The following is a 19,202-nucleotide window of genomic DNA, read 5'->3' on the forward strand; positions in this document are numbered from 1 at the left end:
AAAATTAGATTGATTCCAAAGAGCCTTTTGGCAAAACATTAGAGATAGAATTCTTCTGAAATCGAAGCGTATGATTATTGCCTACTGATATTTCTACAAATTGTTCATGCACCTTGGTGACTTTGCCTAGGATTCCTCCAGCAGTAGCTACCTCATCTCCTGCTTCCAAACTATCCAGCATGGCTTGATGAGTTTTTCGTCTTTTGTTCTCTGGTCTAATCATTAAAAAATAAATAAGAACCATGAACCCTATTAATAAAAGAAGAGTTGGGTCAAAAAAAGTCGGGGTTTCTTTCATAGTTATTCCTTATAATTTATAATGATTATGCCTTAATTTTAGCTAAAAGAGATTGAAATGTACCTCCTTCAATTGCTTCTCGCAAATCTTTCATGAGATTTTGATAAAAAGTAAGGTTGTGCAATGTATTTAAAGTGGCACCTAAAATTTCATTAGTTTTATCTAAATGATGTAAATAGGCTCTAGAAAAATTTGAGCAAGTGTAACATTTACAGTCCTTATCTAATGGTTCTTGGCTATTCTTATGAACAGAATTTCTTATTTTTATTTCCCCTTCAGAGGTATAAAGGTATCCATTTCTAGCATGTCGAGTAGGTATCACGCAATCAAACATATCTATCCCCATTTCTACGGCATTGATTATATCTAACGGCGTCCCAACCCCCATAAGGTATCTAGGTTTATCTCGGGGCATCTTTGGAGTTGTAAAATCAACAATGCTCTGCATTTCCTCTTTTGTTTCGCCTACGGACAAACCACCTATAGCATAACCATGAAAATCTAGCTCTGACAACTTTTCTAAAGATTCATGCCTTAACTCTGTATAAATCCCACCTTGAATAATGCCAAATAGAGCTCCTTCAGCGGAAAAAACATTTTTACATCTTTCTGCCCATCTTAAAGAAAGCTGCATTGACTGTTGTGCTGTCTTTTTATCAACTGGATATGGTGTGCATTCATCAAGAATCATAGCTATATCAACACCATATGCATGCTGAAGTTCAATACAAAACTCTGGTGTCAGATTTATCCTATCTCCATTCAAAACAGAATTAAACTCTACCCCCTCTTCAGTAATTTTTCTTTTTTTAGCCAAACTAAAAACTTGGTATCCGCCAGAGTCGGTTAGTATCGGACCATGCCATCCTATAAATTCATGAAGGCCTCCCATCTCTTTGATAACTTGAACTCCAGGTCTTTCCATTAAGTGATAAGTATTGGATAAGATAATTTCTGATCCAGTTTCTTTTATTAATTCCGGCGTCATTCCCTTTACCGCACCGTATGTTCCGACAGGCATGAACGCTGGCGTATTAAAACTTCCATGATGAGTAGTAACTAGACCTTTTCTAGCATCGACATCTTCTTTGAGTATATTAAAATTTAAATTCTTAAAATTCATAAATTATTAGCTTATTAACATCGCATCACCATAACTGAAGAATCTGTACTTATTTTTAATAGCAAAATCATACGCAAGCTTCATTCTTTCCGTCCCTCCAAATGCACAAACTAATAAATAAAGGCTGGAACGAGGTAAATGAAAGTTTGTTAACAAGGAGTCCACCACTTTAAAATTAAATCCAGGATAAATATATAAATCTGTTTCTCCTGAATAAGGTACCAACTTGCCATTATTATACTCAGCTACAGCCTCTAAGCATCTTAATGCTGTTGTTCCTACCGCAATAACTTTTGCGCCTGAAGACTTTGTTTCTTCAATTTTTTTAATCGTTTCTTTGCTCAAATTAATTCTTTCTTGGTGGATCTTATGATTTCTAATATCTTTTTCTTTTATTGGCTTAAAAGTGCCTAATCCTATATCTAGAGTAATACTCGCCGTATTAATACCGAATTCCTTTAATTCCTTAAAAGTACTATGATCAAAATGTAAGCCTGCAGTTGGTGCAGCAACGGAATTAAGCTTTGAAGGTTCAGCATAAACAGTCTGATATCTAGATTTATCTAGTCTATTTGGCGACCTTTTAATATAAGGCGGTAAAGGAATATGACCAAACTTTTCAAGAACTTCTCGAACAGGTTCTTCAAATACAAAATTAGACAAATATTCATTCTTCTTTTCAAGAGATATACATATACCAGAATTATTAATTACCAATCTATCTCCTATTTTTAGGCTCGAATTTGATTTTGTCAAAGCAGTAACATGATAATTATCTAAAATTCTTTCTACGACTATCTCAACTTTCCCGCCGCTTTCTTTTTTACAGTGCAGACGTGCATTTAGAACTTTTGTATCATTTACAATCAATAAATCTCCAGACGATAATCTGCTCTTTAAGTCTTTAAAGCTAGCATTCTCTATTGAGTTCTCGTCTAACAAAAGTAATTTACTGCCACTTCTTTGCTTAAGTGGAGTGGTCGCAATCAGCTCTTTTGGAAGTTCAAAATTAAAATCTTCTAAGTTCAAAAAAAACTCCATGGTGCCGAAGGAGAGACTCGAACTCTCACACCCAAAGGGCGGGGGATTTTGAATCCCCTGCGTCTACCAATTCCGCCACTTCGGCATTTCTAAAAAATAAGCTCCACAAATTTTACTATGAAAAGGTAAACTCTCATTTTTAAATTAATAAAACAATTCATGTTTACCTTTTTTACAAAAAAACGAATTTTTTGGTTGCTTAAAATGAGTATAAAGCCATTCATAAGTTTTGAAATAGAATTTAATGGTAAGCATGATCTCAAAACACTAAATAAGAATAGCATTCTCTATGCATTTTCTGAAAAATCACTAGCAGATTTAATAGCTTTAGATATTTGTTTAGAAGAAGAATCCTTGCCCAGTCCACTAGAAATTATACAAAACTCCAATTTACAACGGTTCACTTATTTGAGGCCTCCCAAATACAATCTATCTGCTCAAAAGGCTCAAAGATTTTCAGCTTATAATCTAGAAGCAATCTTAGATGTCAAAGATTTTAATCCTACAATTATTCCTGTTTCCTTTTATTGGGGAAAACATCCTGACAAGCAAAAATCTTTTTTTAAAATACTTTTTTCGCAGTCTTGGTACAAAGGCGGATTCTTAAAAAAAATTTTTAGAGTACTCTTTCATGGCAGATCTTTAGTTATTGAAATCCAGACACCTTTGGAAATCAATGCTTTAGTGGATCAATCTAAAAAAACGAATGATATCTCTCTAGTTTTAAGTAGATATTTAAGGGCTTTATTCAGGAAATCAAAAAAAGCGGTATTGGGACCAGATATTTCTCATAGAAGAACGCTTGTTAACTCTTTAAGTCGGAACATAGAAGTAAGAAAAGAAATTAATAAACTTTCTGGAGGCAATCTTAGGCTAAAGAAGAAACTCCAAAAAAAGGCCTATAAATACGCTAATGAAATTTGTTCAGACCTAAACTATCCGATAGTCAGGCTCCTAGTTAGAGGTTTTAATTGGTTCTGGAATAATAGATATGATGGAATTCACCTAAGAAATATAGAAGAAATTAAAAGAATATCAAAAGACAACGCCTTGATCTTTGTACCTTGTCACAGGAGCCATATAGACTATTGCGCTTTATCCTACATACTCTATGAACAGGGCCTTATGCTTCCTCAAATTGCAGCTGGTAATAATCTAAATCTACCTTTCATAGGAAAAGTGCTTAGAGGTGCGGGTGCTATTTTCATGAGAAGATCTTTTACGAATAATAGCCTCTATAGCATTATCTTTTTTCAGCATATAAAAAGCCTAATGGTTCGCGGAAATACTGTAGAATTTTTTCCTGAGGGCGGTAGAAGTAGATCTGGCCTATCTTTGCCTGCACGTCCTGGATTAATTTCAATGGTTCTAAGAAGTTTTGCATCTATGAAATTTGGCGATGTAAAGATCGTACCCATATATATAGGATATGAAAAAATATTAGAAGGAGAAACATACAGATCAGAAGTTCTAGGAAAACCTAAAAAAAGAGAAAGTATATTTGACAGCCTCAAAGTTCTAAAGGATTTTAATAATTATCTTGGAAATGCTTATATTAATTTTGGCAATCCTATTGATTTAAAGAGTTACTTAATTCAAGAGTTAAACGAGGAAGATTTCTATATTGATTCACCCTTAGAAAGGCCTTCGTGGCTAAAAGATGTAACAGAAAAGCTAGGCGAAGGCATTATGCAAGGTATCAATAGTTCTGTAGCAGTTACAAGTACTAGCCTAGTATCTCTTGCCTTATTGACTGATAGTAAAAAAATCATGAACTCACAAAAACTAAAAAATAGAATTAATCTACAAATAGAGTTAATTAATAGATCAGTAATATATAAAAATACCTGGATTCCTATTACTGACTCAACAGAAATTATCAACAAAACAAAGAATCTTAATTTAATAAAACTTAATAAAGTTGGTAACACAGAACTATTTAATCCGGATGCAAAAGAAATGGCACTACTTTCATTTTATAAGAATAATATTGCACATCTTTTTATATTCTATTCAGCTATATGTGAAAGCCTTAGGTATTCAGAAGAACTTCCTAAAGAAGAAATTAAAAGATTAATAGAACTTGTATATCCTTTCTTGAAGAGGGACTTCAATTTAAATGAAAGTTCAGATATGAATTCAACAATAAATAAAACATTGGAGATCTTGGTAGATTTACAATTAATAAATAGATTGCCTAATGGAAATTTTCAAAAACCAAACGTAGAATCCCATAATTACGAAGAATTTGTTTCAATATCTAATATCTGCGAACCTAGCATCAAGAGATTTTATATAATTATGCATGCATTATGGTCTAAGAATTTTCTAAACAAGGAAGATCTTAAAACTCACTGTATTAAAGTCTCTCAACATCTAGAGATAATTGAGGGTATGCCCTATCCTGAATTCTCAGATCAAATTAAATTTGATCAATTTATAGAAAAAATGATCAGGGAAAAATTTATCAGACAAAATTCCAACGGTGATATAAAAGTTTCCAGAATAACAAAGAGAATAAAGAAAGATTTTACAAACTTTTTTGATAAAAACTTTTTAGATATAGTTGATAGTTGATCAAACCAAATAGACGTCAAACCTAATTACCCTGCCTTCAATAGAGAAATTAGGTTTTAGATTAGACACAAAAGGAGATTTATTATGCCTTTTAACTATTACCCTTTCTTTGGATTTATCCATTGCAAGATTTAGAATTGGGACTGGGTCTATTTCTTCTGTCAAGTCACGTAGAGCTTGAATACCCTTTTTTGCTTTAGCATGACCCTTTTCAGGAAACATTGGATCAAGATAGATTACGTCCGCCGTGAAACTACTCGCCAATATATCTTCTATATTTCCATGCCTGACTTCTAATTTATTAATCAGGTGTGCAGCTTCACCATTAAGTGATAATTTTATTCCGTCTTTTAATAAAGCTACCATCCAAGGAACTCTTTCTACAAGTAAAACCTTTTTTGCAACTTTAGCTAGCTCTAAAGAATCTTTTCCAAAACCAGCTGTTCCATCTATAACTTTACAATCCGGAGGGAGGCCCTTTAGACATTTCAATAAATTACTTTTTTGCCTAATTGATAGCCACTTATCAAAATCGCAACAAATAGGATTAAACCTCTTATTCATGCCTTGCTTCAGATAGAGTCTTTCCTTGCCAAGGACTAAATAATATTGATTTTCAGCAGAATTTTCTTTCGGTGATAAATTAGATAAATCTTGAAATTTAAGATTTAAGGACTTTGCTAAAAGCTGGCCTTTGTTTTTACCAACACCTTTTTCAACTATGAGAATTGGACTTTCTAAACCCAAAAGATTAAAAGTAATATCCCAAGAATTACTCTATAAATAACAAACGGAGTAAAACCTAATTTATTTATTATTCTTAAAAAGATATCTATCGTTAGATATGCTGTTATAAAAGAAGCCAGGCAAGCGAAGAATAGCTCCATACTCAGGCCTGTAAGTTCTTCAAAATCTAAGATAAAGATTTCATATATAGCTATAGCTCCTATGGTAGGAATTGCTAAAAGGAAACTAAACTTCGAAGCTGCCTCTCTTCCAATACCAAGAAATAATGCTGCTGATATAGTTATGCCTGATCGAGATGTTCCAGGTATCAATGCAAGGCACTGACAAATTCCTATGATCAAGGCCTGTCTAAAGTTTATAGCTGCTAGATTAGTAGATCTAGTTTTTGTTTTATCTGCGAAATACAACAAAAAACCAAAAAATATTGTTGTATAAGCTATAACCTCAGTAGCTCTCAGGTTCTCATCTATATAATTTCTTAAAATATATCCTGAGAATAATATAGGCAATGTAGCTACAATAATATTAATTAATTTTTGTCTATTTATATGATTTTTTCTCTTCGGCGCAAAGCCCATAAGTAGCTGTAAGGCTTCATTCCTAAAGTAAAAAATAGCTGCAAACATAGTCCCTAAATGCATTGAAACATCCAAAAGAATGCCTTGATCTTTATTCGTCAGGAATTCGCTTAGCAGTATTAAATGGGCTGAACTAGAAATAGGAAGAAATTCTGTTAGACCCTGAACTATGGAGAGCCAAAGAATAGTTAGCATGTCCATTTATTTAGTACTCCAATAAGTTTCACCTATTAAGTAATTAGGCAAGATTTTTTCAGGTGATACTGTTTGAAAATTATTGAACTTCTTTAATGCTATTCTTAAAAGATCTTGGGCATGTGGCTCAGAAGGATAAATATTGGTAGAAATATTTTTCAACGAGTCTTCTAGCAGAAGGCAGCCGCTGCCTATAAAATATGTATCTCTATCATACATATTAAGGTCAAGGTTTTTGGAAAGTACAAGTTCCTCATTTGAAGATGTTAGGTTCATAGAAGAATAATTAAATGTTCCTAAATAAAGTTGGTCCATCTTTGCATCCTCTATGACTATAACTTTTGGAGGTTGGAACTTATGATTAATTTTTTCAGATAGAACTTCAAGGCTTGAAACTTTTATCCCTAGACCATTTACACTATAAGCAAGACCTTGGGATAATGCACTTGCAACTCTAATACCTGTGAAAGATCCGGGGCCACAACTTACAGCGAATGCATCTAAATCGTGAAGCGTGTTATCAGCTTCTGAAAGTAATTGTTCAATAATATCTAAAAGATTTTCTGAATGGTGAGTAGAATCTCTATCATGGAAGAAAAATTCATTGCCCTTACTCAATAAACCGACTGAACATACCGCACCCGAAGTCTCAATAGCTAATATATTAGGCATTTTTTAATGAATCAATTTTACTTAATAAGTCACTTGAAACATTTTCAGGTGACTCAGTCCCATCTACTTTTATATAAGTTAATTCATTAGAAGTATGTTTATCATAATAAAATTTAAGCAGAGGTGAAGTCTGCTTTCTATAGACTTCAAGTCTATCTTTAACCGTCTCTGGTTTATCATCTTCTCTTTGAATAAGAGGTTCTCCTGTTAGGTCATCCATATCTTCTTTTTTAGGTGGATTAAATTCTATGTGATAATTCCTGCCTGACCCTGGATGCATTCTTCTTCCAGACATTCTGCTTATTATGACCTGATCTTCAACAAATATTTCTATAACTATGTCTATTGTTACATTCCTATCATTTAAAGATATTGCTTGAGGAATAGTGCGAGGAAATCCATCAAATAAGAAACCATCCTTACAATCTTCTTGAGCAATTCTGTCTTCTACAATTGATACTATTACTTCATCTGAGACTAAAATACCTGCGTCCATCAACTCTTTTGCTTCCTGCCCTAACTTTGAATTACTTTTGACTGCCTCTCTCAAGATATTACCAGTTGAAATATGAGGAATTCCAAAGCTCTTAGTAAGAACTTCTGCCTGAGTCCCCTTTCCCGCCCCTGGCGGACCTATTAAAATAATATTCATTTATTTATTTTTCGATCACCACAAAACCTAAAGATAAATTATTAATATCTGACAGACTTATATTAATTCTATGCTCTAGTTCAGAAAACTTACCTAGTAAATTCACCATAGGTGCTCCTTGTTTATCTCTAAGAATTTCAATTAAGTTGAAAGATAATCCTGAAGAGAATCCAGTCTTAAGTGCTTTTGAGACAGATTCCTTGCCCGCAAAATTGTTACTTATATAAGAAATTTTCTTTTGCCAGGTAGGCTTAGCCTCTAACTCTTCTACCTCATTTGAAGAAAGGATTTTCTTTAAAAACTTATCTCCATATTTTAAATATACTTTTTCTATTCTTTTCTTTTCAACTATATCTGTACCAGCTCCAATTATCATTTTTCCCCCATTCAAGAAAAGGTTTTTCTACTTTTTATTTCTTTACCGTCTAGAAGGTAATCTATTGCATGCCTAGTGATTAATTTTGCTACCTTCCTTGCATTTTTTGTATCGAACTCATTTTTTGCAAAGCTGATTATATCCTCTCCTTTGAAATAATTATTATTATCTTGCGATACGTTTTTTGAAGGTATAAATCCCTGAACGGAATCTAATTCATAAAAAGTATCAGGTTTCAAATAATCTCCTGTTTCTGCATCACGTTTCAGATCAATTCCATAGCCTATTTCTTGTAATAAACTTAACTCAAAATTCCTAAGCATCTTTTCGATCTCTAATTGATTTTCTTGATTTTCTATTTTCTTGCAAAAATTTACGTAACTCTTAAATAAGTTGAGATGAGGATCTTCTTTATGCAGAAAAGACATTATCAATTCATTAATATAGATAAGACAAGCATAAGACATGTTTGGAACATTCTTTGGACGATAATACACTTCAGTATCAAATAGTTTTTTTAAATCTTTTTTACCAGAGTAAGTTATCAATAAAATACCAAATGGTAGAAAAGTTTCTCTTAAAGGGCTCTTAGGTCGCCTGACTCCTTGAGCCACAACAGCAATCCTTCCAAAGTCTTGAGTAAAGAATTCAACTAAAAAACTTGTTTCTTTGTATGGTCTTTTATGAAGCACTACTGCCGGCTGCAATGCAACTTTACTATTCATCTGAATAACCAAATGCATTGAGGCTAATTTTATTATTAGTCCAATCTTTTTTTACTTTTACCCATAGACGTAACATTACTTTTTTTCCAAGGAGTTTCTCAATATCTCTTCTAGCAGCAGTGCCAATATTCTTTAACTTTTCACCTTTGCGGCCTATCAATATTCCTTTCTGGCTTTGTTTCTCAATATACAAAGTGGAGGATATATCTATAATTCCTTTTTTTTCTTCAAAAGAATCTATACCTACCATTAATCTATATGGAATTTCATCGCCTAAACGAGTAATACATTTTTCTCTTATTAATTCACTTACTAAAAACTTCTCTGGGACATCTGCTAATTGATCCTCTGGATAGTCATGATCCCTTTCAGGTAAATTAGAAAAGATTAAATTTTCTAAAGTAATTAAGTTTTTATTTTTTAATGCAGAAATGGGTATTATTTCTTTAAAGGTATATCTAGAAGAAACTTCTTTAATAAAAGGTAATAGAGAATTTTTTTCTGTCAACTGATCTATTTTATTAATTAGTAAAATAATATTTGGTACGTCTTGAGGTAATTTATCTAAAATCTCTTGATCTTGACTAGTCCAAGTAAGTTTTTCAATGACAAATAATAATATATCAACTCCTAGCATGGCGTTAAAAGCAACTTTATTCATATATTCATTTAGAGCTCTATTCTCACCTTGGTGAATACCTGGTGTATCCACAAAAATAGCCTGCGAGTTATCTTTTGTCTTTATGCCTATAAGCCTATTTCTAGTGGTTTGAGGTTTTCTAGAAGTAATAAATATTTTTTGGCCAAGAATTTTATTAATTAATGTTGATTTCCCTACATTAGTCCTACCAATTACCGAAATAATGCCGCTCTTTTTAGTAGATTCGTTCATGATCTGTCAATTATCCTTAAAGCCTTGTCAGCTGCTTCTAACTGAGCTTTCTTGGTGTTACTCCCTTTACCAATAGTTCTAATATTCAGAACTTCAACGATACATGCAACCTCAAATAAATTAGATTTATTTAAATCTTCCAGAGTTGTATATATGGGGAGAGTTATACCTTTCTTTTGGAGATATTCTTGCAACTTAGATTTAGAATCTTTGAATCCATTATCAACTTCAAATTCAGATAATAGAGACTTGAATAATGCACTTATTACTTTCTTACAAACTTCCAAATCTAAATCTGAATCTAGGTATATAGCTGCAATAATTGCTTCCAGAGCATTTCCTTCTATGGAAGTTCCTAAAACTTTTTCACCTTTTCCAATTTGTATATTTAATCCAATATCTAACGATTGGGCTATTTCGTTTAATGTCTCCCTTTTTACTAAAGCAGCTCTAAATCTTGATAATTCTCCTTCATCAAGTTCTGGATATCTATCTATAATGAATTCTGAAATGACCATTGAAAGAATAGAGTCACCAAAGAATTCTAATTTTTCATTATTTATCTTAGAAAAACTTTTATGTGTTAGGGCAAGCTTTAGAAGATCCTTATCTTTGAATTCGTAGCTCAAATTAAACTCGAATTTTTCTAAATCAGTCATAAAATTAATGAATTGATCTATTTCTTTTAAAAGTAGGTAAAGAACTAAATGAGGGCCAATGCATCCATATATAATCTGCTCGGCCAACAAGGCGTTCACTAGAAACATAGCCCCAAGCTCTGCTATCAAGACTATTGTCTCTATTATCTCCAAAAGCTAAATAATGTTCTTTTGGTACAACCCAAGTATATTTTTTACTAAGAGAGTCTCCGATATTCCTAGTCATATAGATCCTATTATCAAGGGTTTCTTTTATTATAGCTGCGCCATCTTTAGTTTCGATCGTTTCTGTAGTAAGTTTTTTTCCATTTATTGATAACTCATTACCATCTAGCTCTACTAAATCACCTTGAACGGCTATTATTCGTTTTACATATTTTATACCAATTGTTGTACATCTATCATCTTGATAACGATGAAAAGATTCTAAAAATATTTGAGCTTCTGCTGATGGCAGTGAAGCAAGATCTGGTCTTGCCTCAAGGGCAGTTAATCCACATATGGTGTGAGGAGGCATAAATACAGCGACATCACCTCTGTCAGGGCTTTTAGCTCTAAAAAAAGTATTTTTGGCTGTAGGAAGGCGAAGACCATATGCAAATTTATTAACTAGAACAAAGTCTCCTATTTGCAATCCTGGATACATTGAAGAAGATGGAATTTGATAGGGCTCATAAGCAAATGATCTTAGGCAAAAGATAAATAAGAGAATAAAAAAGAATGACTTGCTTTCCTGACGCAGGATCTCTACAGAAATAATCCTACCTAGAATCCAAGAGGCTCCCGCGAACAAAGATGCTCCCCCTAAAACTAATCCAAAATCTAAATTCATTCGGAAAATCTGCCATACTAAAAGTATTACAATCAATAACATTGCATTCGTTAAGATAGTCATAAAATATCCAGAGATCTTGATTTTTGAATCATTACCTAAACTTTTATCTTTTATTAGTACCACCCAAAGAACATACAGAAATAGTTCAAGAATTATTAAAAAAAGAAATGTGCTCGTCATACAATTAATTCTTATTCTTTAAAACTGTTAAAAATGCTTCTTGTGGTATGTCTATTCGACCTATTTGTTTCATTCTCTTCTTTCCTGCCTTTTGCTTTGCAAGTAACTTCATTTTACGCGTAACATCACCTCCATACAATTTAGCTGTCACATCTTTTCTAAAAGCTTTTACAGTTTGACGAGAGATTATCTTTCCACCTATGGCAGCTTGAATCGCTACATCTATTTGCTGTCTAGGTATTACTTCTTTCAAGGACTCAGTTAATGACTTAGCTTTTAATTGAGCCACTGACCTATGAACCATCAAGGCTAAAGCATCTACCCTTTCTCCATTTAAAAGAATATCTAATTTAATAACATCACTCTTATCATATCTTTCAAGAGAATAATCTAAAGAAGCATAACCTTTACTAATTGATTTTAACCTATCAAAAAAATCTACAACTATTTCACTTAAAGGAAGGTCATATACAAGCTCAACCTGTCCTGCTATATACCTCATCGTTATTTGCTTTCCACGTCTGTCATTGCACAGAGCCATTACCACTCCAATATAAGCCTCGGGTAATAAAATATTTGCCCTTGCTATGGGTTCATTTAAAGAATTTATTTTTGAAGGCTCTGGGAAGTCACTTGGGTTTGATACTTTAGTTACATTTCCTTTTTGATCTTCTATCTCATAAGCTACTGTAGGTGCAGTAGTTATCAAATTAATATCATATTCTCTGTCAAGCCTCTCTGAAATAATCTCCATGTGGAGAGTGCCTAAAAATCCGCATCGAAATCCAGCTCCAAGAGCTTCAGACTGCTCTGGTTCGTACTTAAGAGAAGCGTCATTTATACACAGTTTTTCTAGGGCCTCTCTAAATGCCTCAAAATCATCCGAGTTTTGAGGAAACAAGGCTGCATAGACTTGAGGATTAACTTTCTTAAAACCAGGTAAATTCTGAGTTCCAGATCCAGAATGAACGAGAGTATCTCCTACTGGAGCACCTCTTATATCTTTTATACTTGCACAAATAAAGCCAACTTGCCCCGATGTTAAACTTTCTAATTCAGTCATCTTGGGACTGAAAACACCTATTTTATCAACAGAATGTTTTTCTTTTACTGAATGTGCTTCAATCAAATCACCACATTCAATAGATCCTGACTCAACCCTTACTAGAGAAACAACTCCTAGATAATTATCAAACCAAGAATCTATTATTAAAGCCTGAAATGGTACATTATCTTTTAAAAGAGGTGCCGGAACTTCCTTAACTACCATCTCTAGAACCTCTTCAATCCCTTTTCCATTCTTGGCACTAATACATGGAGCTTTTTCTGCGCTAATACCGATTATTTCTTCTATTTCTTTTTTTACTCTTTCAGGATCTGACTGATCAAGATCTATCTTATTGAGAACTGGAAAAAGGGTTAATCCATGCTCAATAGCGCTATAACAAGTAGATAATGTTTGAGCCTCAACTCCTTGAGAAGCATCTACTAGAAGGATAGCTCCTTCGCATGCAGAAAGCGATCTTGAAACCTCATAGGAAAAGTCTACATGTCCTGGAGTATCGATGAGATTTAACTCATATATCTGACCATCTTTATGTTGATATCTTAAATTAACACTTTGCGACTTGATGGTGATGCCCCTTTCCTTTTCAAGTTCTAGATTATCCAAGACCTGATTGACCATCTCTCTACTTGAAAGTCCTCCACATAGCTCGATAATCCTATCAGCTAATGTAGACTTGCCGTGGTCAATATGAGCAATTATGCAGAAATTTCTAATTTCCATAGAAGAATTTACTTACCTTTGAAGTTAGTTTAATTGCAAGGATAACTATTTTGGGAGTTTTAAGCTAAGAAAAAATGGATTTCCATTCCTAATAATTCTCATAGTAAAATTCTTACCTGGAATTAAATCCTTAGAAACTTCTGTAAAATCTTGTATAGAATTAATTGGCCTATTAGAGATCTTGGCGATAATATCACCAATTCTTATACCCGCCTGAGCAGCTATAAGCTCTGTATCTATTTTTATAACTTTTACACCACCTTTTAATCTTAAAGTTTCTTTTTCATCTTCAGAAAGAGGTTCAACGATAAGGCCTAGAGGAGAAAGTTGAGATGCACTTCCTAAAATATTAGATTGGTCAGTAGGAAGCTCTCCTACAGTAACATTTATAACCTTCTTCTTGCCATCCCTATAAATCGTGGAAGAAACTTTCGTATTAGGCTTAATGGCACCAACAGTTTGAGGAAGGTCACCTGAATAAACTATTGCTTTCTTATTAAACTCTATAATTACATCTCTCTCTTTGTATCCTGATTTTTCTGCTGGACTATCTGGGATCACTTGACTTATCAAAGCACCCTTTGGAGTGACTAAACCTAATCCTTCTGCTAGGTCACTAGTGACTTCTTGAATGCTGACACCAAGCCAGCCTCTTGCTACCTTGCCTGTATCCATTAATTGATCCGAGATATCTACTGCATAATCAATTGGGATAGAGAAAGAAACGCCCATATAGCCTCCTGAGCCACTATATATCATAGAGTTAATACCAACCACTTCACCTGATAAGTTGAAGAGAGGTCCTCCGGAATTTCCTGGATTTATAGCTACGTCTGTTTGTATAAAAGGCACATATGAAGTCTCTGAATTAGAAGGAATACTTCTACCCTTAGCACTTACAATACCGGCAGTAACAGAAAAGTTTAACTGAAAAGGAGATCCAATTGCCATAACCCATTCTCCTACCTTTAGATTTTCTGATTTTCCTAACTTAACTTTCGGCAAACGTTTTGCATCTATTTTAAGCAATGCAACATCAGCCCTTTCATCCAAACCTATTAACTCAGCTACATATTCCCTTCTATCACTCAAGCTAACCTTAATCTCATCAGCTCCGATGACTACGTGACTATTAGTTAAAATATATCCATCTTCGGAAATAATGAAACCTGAGCCCGCAGAGTTAACATTTCTTTCGTTTGGTGCAGGAGACCTTCTAGGTCTTTCACCAAAAAAACGTTTAAAAAACTCATCATACTGAGGATCGCTAAAGCCTCTTGGATTGAATTGGTTGTACCGTGAACTTTTGACTTTCTTGGTACTTCTAATATTCACTACAGATTTAGATGCGTCCTCTGCTAAAGCAGTAAAATCAGGCAGGTCATCTGCTAATAACCCTATACTTAGTAAAAGGTTAATTATAAGAAACAATATTGTATTGGTTAAATAAGTATTCACTTAAATCATCCTTGTAAGTTATTTATCTTTTTGAATTAGCTATAAAGTTAGCATTGTGCAGTATAACTGATTTTTCATGTTGAGAAATATTTCCCTTTACTCCTAAAAGGAATATACCTGATTTTGTCTTTATGATAGCAGCGACTTTTAGAGGTGAATCAGCATTCAATTTATCATTAGATACAGAAGAAATAGGTGATAAGCTAACTGTAAAAGGTGCAGAAGAATCACTCCTTATGAAGTTTGCATAAAGTTCTCCTTGATTACCAGATCTAAGATCTTCCATCTTAATATCAAGACCTGATGTCGCTTCATTTAAAACAGCAATCGCTTCAGAGCTAGATATAATTCCTTCTATATTCTTTGAAATTTCTTCAGGAAAAGTTAAACCTGAATCCTCCTGATAAAGAAAATAGTTTACAGATAGGATGCAAAATAGTCCGATTATAAATGACGAACTAAGTTTCACTAGGTTAAAAGAGCTACTTTCTTTGATATCTGGAATACTAATTTTTTTCCCTTCTAACTCTTCTTGAACAGAAAGAGAAATGTCTTTAAGGTTATTTTCAACAAGCTCATTCCTTAGAACTGTTGATGATAATTGCAACCTTTGCCAATATCTTCTTAACTCTGGATCATTCCCTATTTCATTTAAAACTCTTCTTGCTTCAAACTCGGACACTTCACCATCCATAAGTGCAGATATCCTTTCTCTAATGCCTTTATTTTTAATATCACTCATAATTACTTGCTTTATTAACTTTTGTTGCTGCGTTCTTTTCTATAGCTTCACTTAAGATTTCTCTACCTCTAAATATCCTAGAACGAACTGTTCCAATAGGACATTTAAGATGTAAAGATATATCTTCATAACTTAATCCATCTAATTCCCTCATAGTTAGTGATACCCTAATTTCTTCTGGAAGACTTTTAAATGCATTATTAATATCATTTTTTAAACTTTCTTCCAGCAAAAAGTCTTCTGGCGATTCATTTACATTCATATCTAAATTTAATTCAAAACCATCTCTTTGAAGTTCTGATTCAGAATTCTCCTTTTTTCTATTTTTAGATAGAACGAAATTCTTGGCAGTATTTACTGTTATCCTATAAATCCAGGTATAGAAAGCACTTTCCTCTCTGAAGCTATTTAGCGATTTAAAAGCTTTAATAAAAGTTTCTTGAGCTACATCTTCAGCTGACTGATTATCCTTGACGACACCTCTTGCAACTGAAATAACCTTAGCTTGATATTTTAAAACCAAAAGATCAAATGCTTCCATATCACCCTTTTTTGCCCTCTTAACTAGCAATAAATCTACGTCTTTTTGTTTGATATTCATATTCAATTGGTTATGACTCCCTTAAAACTCTAAAGTTCAAAAGAACTTTAAAATATTAAGCACTATTTAGGTAGTTAGTCTATTTTCATGAGCTAAAATTATTTGATTTATAATCTCCTGGTCTTTTTCTATATCTGTTTTAATTCTCAATACTAGCCAATTCAAAAGGTCTACATCCTCGTGACTTATTAGGTCTCTAAAATCTTGCTTATGTTTACTAGAAAGTGCTGGATAATCATATTCAGCAAATGGTGTAAGCATTATATCTAATTCCCAAAGGCCCCTTCTGCATTGCCACTTAATTTCGTTGTTATCTTTAGTCATAAAATTTTACTTAGAATAATATAGAATAAACAATAATTATGTCTTTACCAACTGCAATCACTCTTAAGGAAATAGGAATCCTTGAAATATCCGGTCCAGGAGCATCAGAGCTCTTGCAGGGACAACTAACAATAGACGTAGAGAAAATTTCTCCTGATAATTCACAGCACGGAGCAATTTGTAATATTAAAGGGAGGGTTATAAGTAGCTTTGTGATTTCTCAGAGCCTTACAAGAGAAAAAGAATTTTGGTTAATCGTCTCAAAGGATTTAATTGATAAAACTATAACCACACTTAAAAAATATGCTCCGTTTTATGATGTATCTATTCAAAACATTTCTAGTAATTGGACAATAGAGGGCATAGATAAATTGAATATGGAAAGCTTTTTTAAGAAAGCAGAACTGCAAACACAAAAGAATACCCTTAGACAAAATAACTTACTGGCTATTAGATCCTTAAATAAGGCTTATCTCATTGTTTATAATGAATTAGATAAGGTTAATACTAAAGCTGCGGTAAGCCCAAAAATATGGGATAACTTAAATATATCTGCATTGAATTCTGAAGTTTGTCTTGAAACTTCAGAGGTCTATACCCCCCATGAACTTAATTACCATTTAAATGGAAGGATAGACTTCGAAAAGGGATGTTATACAGGGCAAGAGATAGTTGCAAGAATGAATTATCGAGCTAAAAGTCTTCCGCAAATTTATTATGCAACTAGTTTTGACGTTAATCTAAAGCTAAATATGACCATAACCCAGAGAGTTGATAAAACTAATACTGTTAAGCCATCTAAATTAGGAAGTATTATTAATATTAACGTCAGTGATAATAAATCCCACATTTTAGTTTCAATGAAAGAATCTGTTTTTCTCCAAAGTCATCTTGAATTAGGTGAAGAGCTTGTAGTAAAAGAAACTGGTTCAAATATACAACTAAAGAATTGAAATCTTTCGATGGATCAACAAGAAAAAGGATATTCCTATTTAGACACGGAGAAGTAAGCTATTTAGATGAAAAAGGCCAAGCTGTTAGGGATCCGACCAAAGTATGCTTAACTGAGAAAGGGAAAAAACAAGCAATCATGATAGATGAGAATACGAAAGATTTTTACTTTCAAAAAATAGCTTGCTCTGGCTTACTAAGGACTAAGCAAACTGCAGAACATCTTCTTAAAAGAAGAAATCTGCAACTTGAAATATTGCCTGAATTAGAAGAGATTAAAGGAGGAACAGAAAAGAGTGACATTAGACCTGATATCTATAAAGATATTGCATATCACTTTGAAAATATCACAACAAATAAGGATAAATTCTTTGGTTCAGGAGAAGAATATTATACTTTTAGGAATAGGGTCATAAGCAACATCGAGAAAATATTAAAGCAGGAGTGGAATTCAATGGCCTTGATACTACATGGGGGGGTAAACGCAGTAATTTTAAGTTGGATCAGCGATCTCTCTATCTCAGGAGCAGGGAAATTTGATCAGGTGCCTGGTTGCATGAACATACTAGATATAGATCTAGATCAGGACAATAAAATTAAAAGAAAAATAATAAGAGCTTTAAATGTCCCTCCTGATCTTTATAGATCGGAATTAAGTGAACTCACAAGCTGGGAGGGAGTTGCGAAAGAAATAGAACCTTTCTTTAAAAATTAAATTTTCCAATCTACTTTTTGATTATGGTGTTTTTTTAAATAAGCATTGCATTTAGAAAAATGCTTACTTCCGAAGAAGCCTCTATGCGCTGATAAAGGAGATGGATGAGTTGAATGCAGAACTAGATGCCTACTTTGATCTATTAAAGAACCTTTATTTGAAGCATATTTTCCCCAAAGTAAAAAAACTAAATGTTTTTGATCGTTGAGGATTTTCACAACTATATCAGTAAAAATCTCCCATCCTAAATTACGATGAGCTGCAATTACTTTCTCTTCAGTAGTAAGGATGCTATTGAGCAATAGAACTCCTTGTTTTGCCCATGATTCTAAATTACATTTAAGTTCATTATTTATTCCTAAATCACTCAACACCTCTTTATGTATATTTTTTAAAGATGGAGGAGGACTTTTGCTATCAGATGAAAAAGCTAAACCATTTGCCTGGCCTTCTCCAGGATAAGGATCTTGACCTATTATCACAACACGCACTTCTTCTAATTTACAAAGTTTAAATGCTCTAAAAATTTTCGACTTCTCAGGAACTATTTTTTTTTGATTTTTGTTTTCCTCTTCTAAGAAGTCTAGTAATTTGAACATATATGACTTGTCAAATTGGTTCTCTAAAACTTCATGCCATTTTCCTTCCAGCTCTTGAATCAAATGCTCTTTTTGGGTCATGCTAAATTTTATGAATTAAGAATATTAAATAAAGTCTTGCTTAGAATAACAAAAAAAAACCAAAATAGTCATGCCTCTACAAAAAAATAAAGTGTTTAATAAACCCTTATATTTTTATCCACAAAACTTGTGGATAAGTCTTGGGATAAAGTTAATTTTTTTATATTTAAAGCCGTAGATTTGACAAATCACCTAATTGAGTAAATTTTGAACATATTTAATTAAAGTGTGTAAAAACAGATACTTATAAAAAAATACTAAGGGATAAGCATATATAACTACTATTTATACCTATAATAAATTATGTTTATAAATGACTGTGAAGAATTAATCTAAAAGGTGACATTCGTTAACTTAAAAACTATAGTTCTTTAGTGTGTAAAAAAGCTAGT

Annotated in this window: 21 protein-coding genes and 1 tRNA gene; 3 read left to right on the plus strand and 19 right to left on the minus strand. The window is 33.0% G+C overall.

All coding sequences use genetic code 11. The features are described 5' to 3' along the window. Positions 1 to 4: 4 nt before the first annotated feature. The 4 genes from yajC to P8J93_08815 form a co-directional block, all read right to left on the minus strand. Positions 5 to 298, minus strand: coding sequence for a preprotein translocase subunit YajC (gene yajC, locus P8J93_08800; GenBank protein MDG2061897.1), 294 nt, complete (start codon positions 296 to 298; stop codon positions 5 to 7). A gap of 25 nt (positions 299 to 323) precedes the next feature. Further along, positions 324 to 1,421, minus strand: a complete 1,098-nt coding sequence (gene tgt, locus P8J93_08805) for a tRNA guanosine(34) transglycosylase Tgt (GenBank protein ID MDG2061898.1) — start codon at positions 1,419 to 1,421, stop codon at positions 324 to 326. A 6-nt stretch (positions 1,422 to 1,427) separates the two neighbouring features. After that, complete coding sequence (gene queA, locus P8J93_08810; protein MDG2061899.1) at positions 1,428 to 2,450, minus strand: tRNA preQ1(34) S-adenosylmethionine ribosyltransferase-isomerase QueA; 1,023 nt, start codon at positions 2,448 to 2,450, stop codon at positions 1,428 to 1,430. A gap of 11 nt (positions 2,451 to 2,461) precedes the next feature. Then, positions 2,462 to 2,547 (minus strand) — tRNA-Leu (locus tag P8J93_08815). Between the two features lie 74 nt (positions 2,548 to 2,621). On the opposite strand from P8J93_08815, the gene plsB reads away from it, so the two are divergent. Next, on the plus strand, positions 2,622 to 5,039 hold the full coding sequence (plsB, locus tag P8J93_08820) for a glycerol-3-phosphate 1-O-acyltransferase PlsB (protein MDG2061900.1): 2,418 nt from the start codon (positions 2,622 to 2,624) through the stop codon (positions 5,037 to 5,039). Here the strand turns inward: plsB and P8J93_08825 are convergent, their stop codons facing one another. From P8J93_08825 to P8J93_08890, 14 genes are all read right to left on the minus strand, one after another. Beyond that, positions 5,040 to 5,786, minus strand: a complete 747-nt coding sequence (locus tag P8J93_08825) for a class I SAM-dependent methyltransferase (GenBank protein ID MDG2061901.1) — start codon at positions 5,784 to 5,786, stop codon at positions 5,040 to 5,042. Further along, positions 5,777 to 6,565, minus strand: a complete 789-nt coding sequence (locus P8J93_08830) for an undecaprenyl-diphosphate phosphatase (GenBank protein MDG2061902.1) — start codon at positions 6,563 to 6,565, stop codon at positions 5,777 to 5,779. Before P8J93_08830 ends, P8J93_08825 begins: the two co-directional genes overlap by 10 nt. Then, a complete protein-coding gene (tsaB, locus tag P8J93_08835) occupies positions 6,566 to 7,231 on the minus strand; it encodes a tRNA (adenosine(37)-N6)-threonylcarbamoyltransferase complex dimerization subunit type 1 TsaB (protein ID MDG2061903.1) in 666 nt (221 codons plus the stop codon). Further along, complete coding sequence (gene adk, locus P8J93_08840) at positions 7,224 to 7,883, minus strand: adenylate kinase (GenBank protein ID MDG2061904.1); 660 nt, start codon at positions 7,881 to 7,883, stop codon at positions 7,224 to 7,226. The genes tsaB and adk overlap by 8 nt, the downstream gene beginning before the upstream one ends. A gap of 4 nt (positions 7,884 to 7,887) precedes the next feature. Then, positions 7,888 to 8,259: a holo-ACP synthase gene (gene acpS, locus P8J93_08845; protein ID MDG2061905.1), complete on the minus strand. Its 372-nt coding sequence runs from the start codon at positions 8,257 to 8,259 to the stop codon at positions 7,888 to 7,890. Positions 8,260 to 8,270: 11 nt separating this feature from the next. Beyond that, complete coding sequence (recO, locus tag P8J93_08850; protein MDG2061906.1) at positions 8,271 to 8,984, minus strand: DNA repair protein RecO; 714 nt, start codon at positions 8,982 to 8,984, stop codon at positions 8,271 to 8,273. Next, positions 8,977 to 9,876, minus strand: a complete 900-nt coding sequence (gene era, locus P8J93_08855) for a GTPase Era (protein ID MDG2061907.1) — start codon at positions 9,874 to 9,876, stop codon at positions 8,977 to 8,979. The genes recO and era overlap by 8 nt, the downstream gene beginning before the upstream one ends. Beyond that, complete coding sequence (rnc, locus tag P8J93_08860) at positions 9,873 to 10,535, minus strand: ribonuclease III (GenBank protein ID MDG2061908.1); 663 nt, start codon at positions 10,533 to 10,535, stop codon at positions 9,873 to 9,875. Before rnc ends, era begins: the two co-directional genes overlap by 4 nt. A gap of 4 nt (positions 10,536 to 10,539) precedes the next feature. Next, positions 10,540 to 11,430, minus strand: coding sequence for a signal peptidase I (gene lepB / locus P8J93_08865; GenBank protein ID MDG2061909.1), 891 nt, complete (start codon positions 11,428 to 11,430; stop codon positions 10,540 to 10,542). Between the two features lie 124 nt (positions 11,431 to 11,554). Then, complete coding sequence (gene lepA, locus P8J93_08870) at positions 11,555 to 13,339, minus strand: translation elongation factor 4 (protein ID MDG2061910.1); 1,785 nt, start codon at positions 13,337 to 13,339, stop codon at positions 11,555 to 11,557. Between the two features lie 45 nt (positions 13,340 to 13,384). Continuing rightward, positions 13,385 to 14,797 carry a DegQ family serine endoprotease gene (locus tag P8J93_08875; protein MDG2061911.1) on the minus strand — a complete coding sequence of 471 codons (1,413 nt, stop codon included), beginning with the start codon at positions 14,795 to 14,797 and terminating at the stop codon, positions 13,385 to 13,387. 22 nt (positions 14,798 to 14,819) lie between these two features. Further along, positions 14,820 to 15,539, minus strand: coding sequence for a sigma-E factor negative regulatory protein (locus P8J93_08880; GenBank protein ID MDG2061912.1), 720 nt, complete (start codon positions 15,537 to 15,539; stop codon positions 14,820 to 14,822). Next, entirely contained in the window at positions 15,532 to 16,140 is a 609-nt protein-coding gene (locus P8J93_08885; GenBank protein MDG2061913.1) for a sigma-70 family RNA polymerase sigma factor, read from the minus strand. The genes P8J93_08880 and P8J93_08885 overlap by 8 nt, the downstream gene beginning before the upstream one ends. 66 nt (positions 16,141 to 16,206) lie before the next feature. Continuing rightward, positions 16,207 to 16,464 carry a succinate dehydrogenase assembly factor 2 gene (locus P8J93_08890; protein ID MDG2061914.1) on the minus strand — a complete coding sequence of 86 codons (258 nt, stop codon included), beginning with the start codon at positions 16,462 to 16,464 and terminating at the stop codon, positions 16,207 to 16,209. Between the two features lie 38 nt (positions 16,465 to 16,502). Between P8J93_08890 and P8J93_08895 the strand changes: the two genes are divergently transcribed. Both P8J93_08895 and P8J93_08900 read left to right on the plus strand, forming a co-directional pair. After that, positions 16,503 to 17,417 carry a hypothetical protein gene (locus P8J93_08895; protein MDG2061915.1) on the plus strand — a complete coding sequence of 305 codons (915 nt, stop codon included), beginning with the start codon at positions 16,503 to 16,505 and terminating at the stop codon, positions 17,415 to 17,417. Next, on the plus strand, positions 17,414 to 18,130 hold the full coding sequence (locus P8J93_08900; GenBank protein MDG2061916.1) for a histidine phosphatase family protein: 717 nt from the start codon (positions 17,414 to 17,416) through the stop codon (positions 18,128 to 18,130). Before P8J93_08895 ends, P8J93_08900 begins: the two co-directional genes overlap by 4 nt. Here the strand turns inward: P8J93_08900 and ung are convergent. After that, positions 18,127 to 18,810 (minus strand): uracil-DNA glycosylase, encoded by a 684-nt coding sequence (ung, locus tag P8J93_08905; GenBank protein ID MDG2061917.1) that lies wholly within the window; start codon positions 18,808 to 18,810, stop codon positions 18,127 to 18,129. The genes P8J93_08900 and ung overlap by 4 nt on opposite strands. Positions 18,811 to 19,202 lie beyond the last annotated feature (392 nt).

The sequence above is a fragment of the SAR86 cluster bacterium genome (assembly GCA_029268615.1).
Taxonomy (GTDB): Bacteria; Pseudomonadota; Gammaproteobacteria; order Magnimaribacterales; family Magnimaribacteraceae; genus JAQWNM01.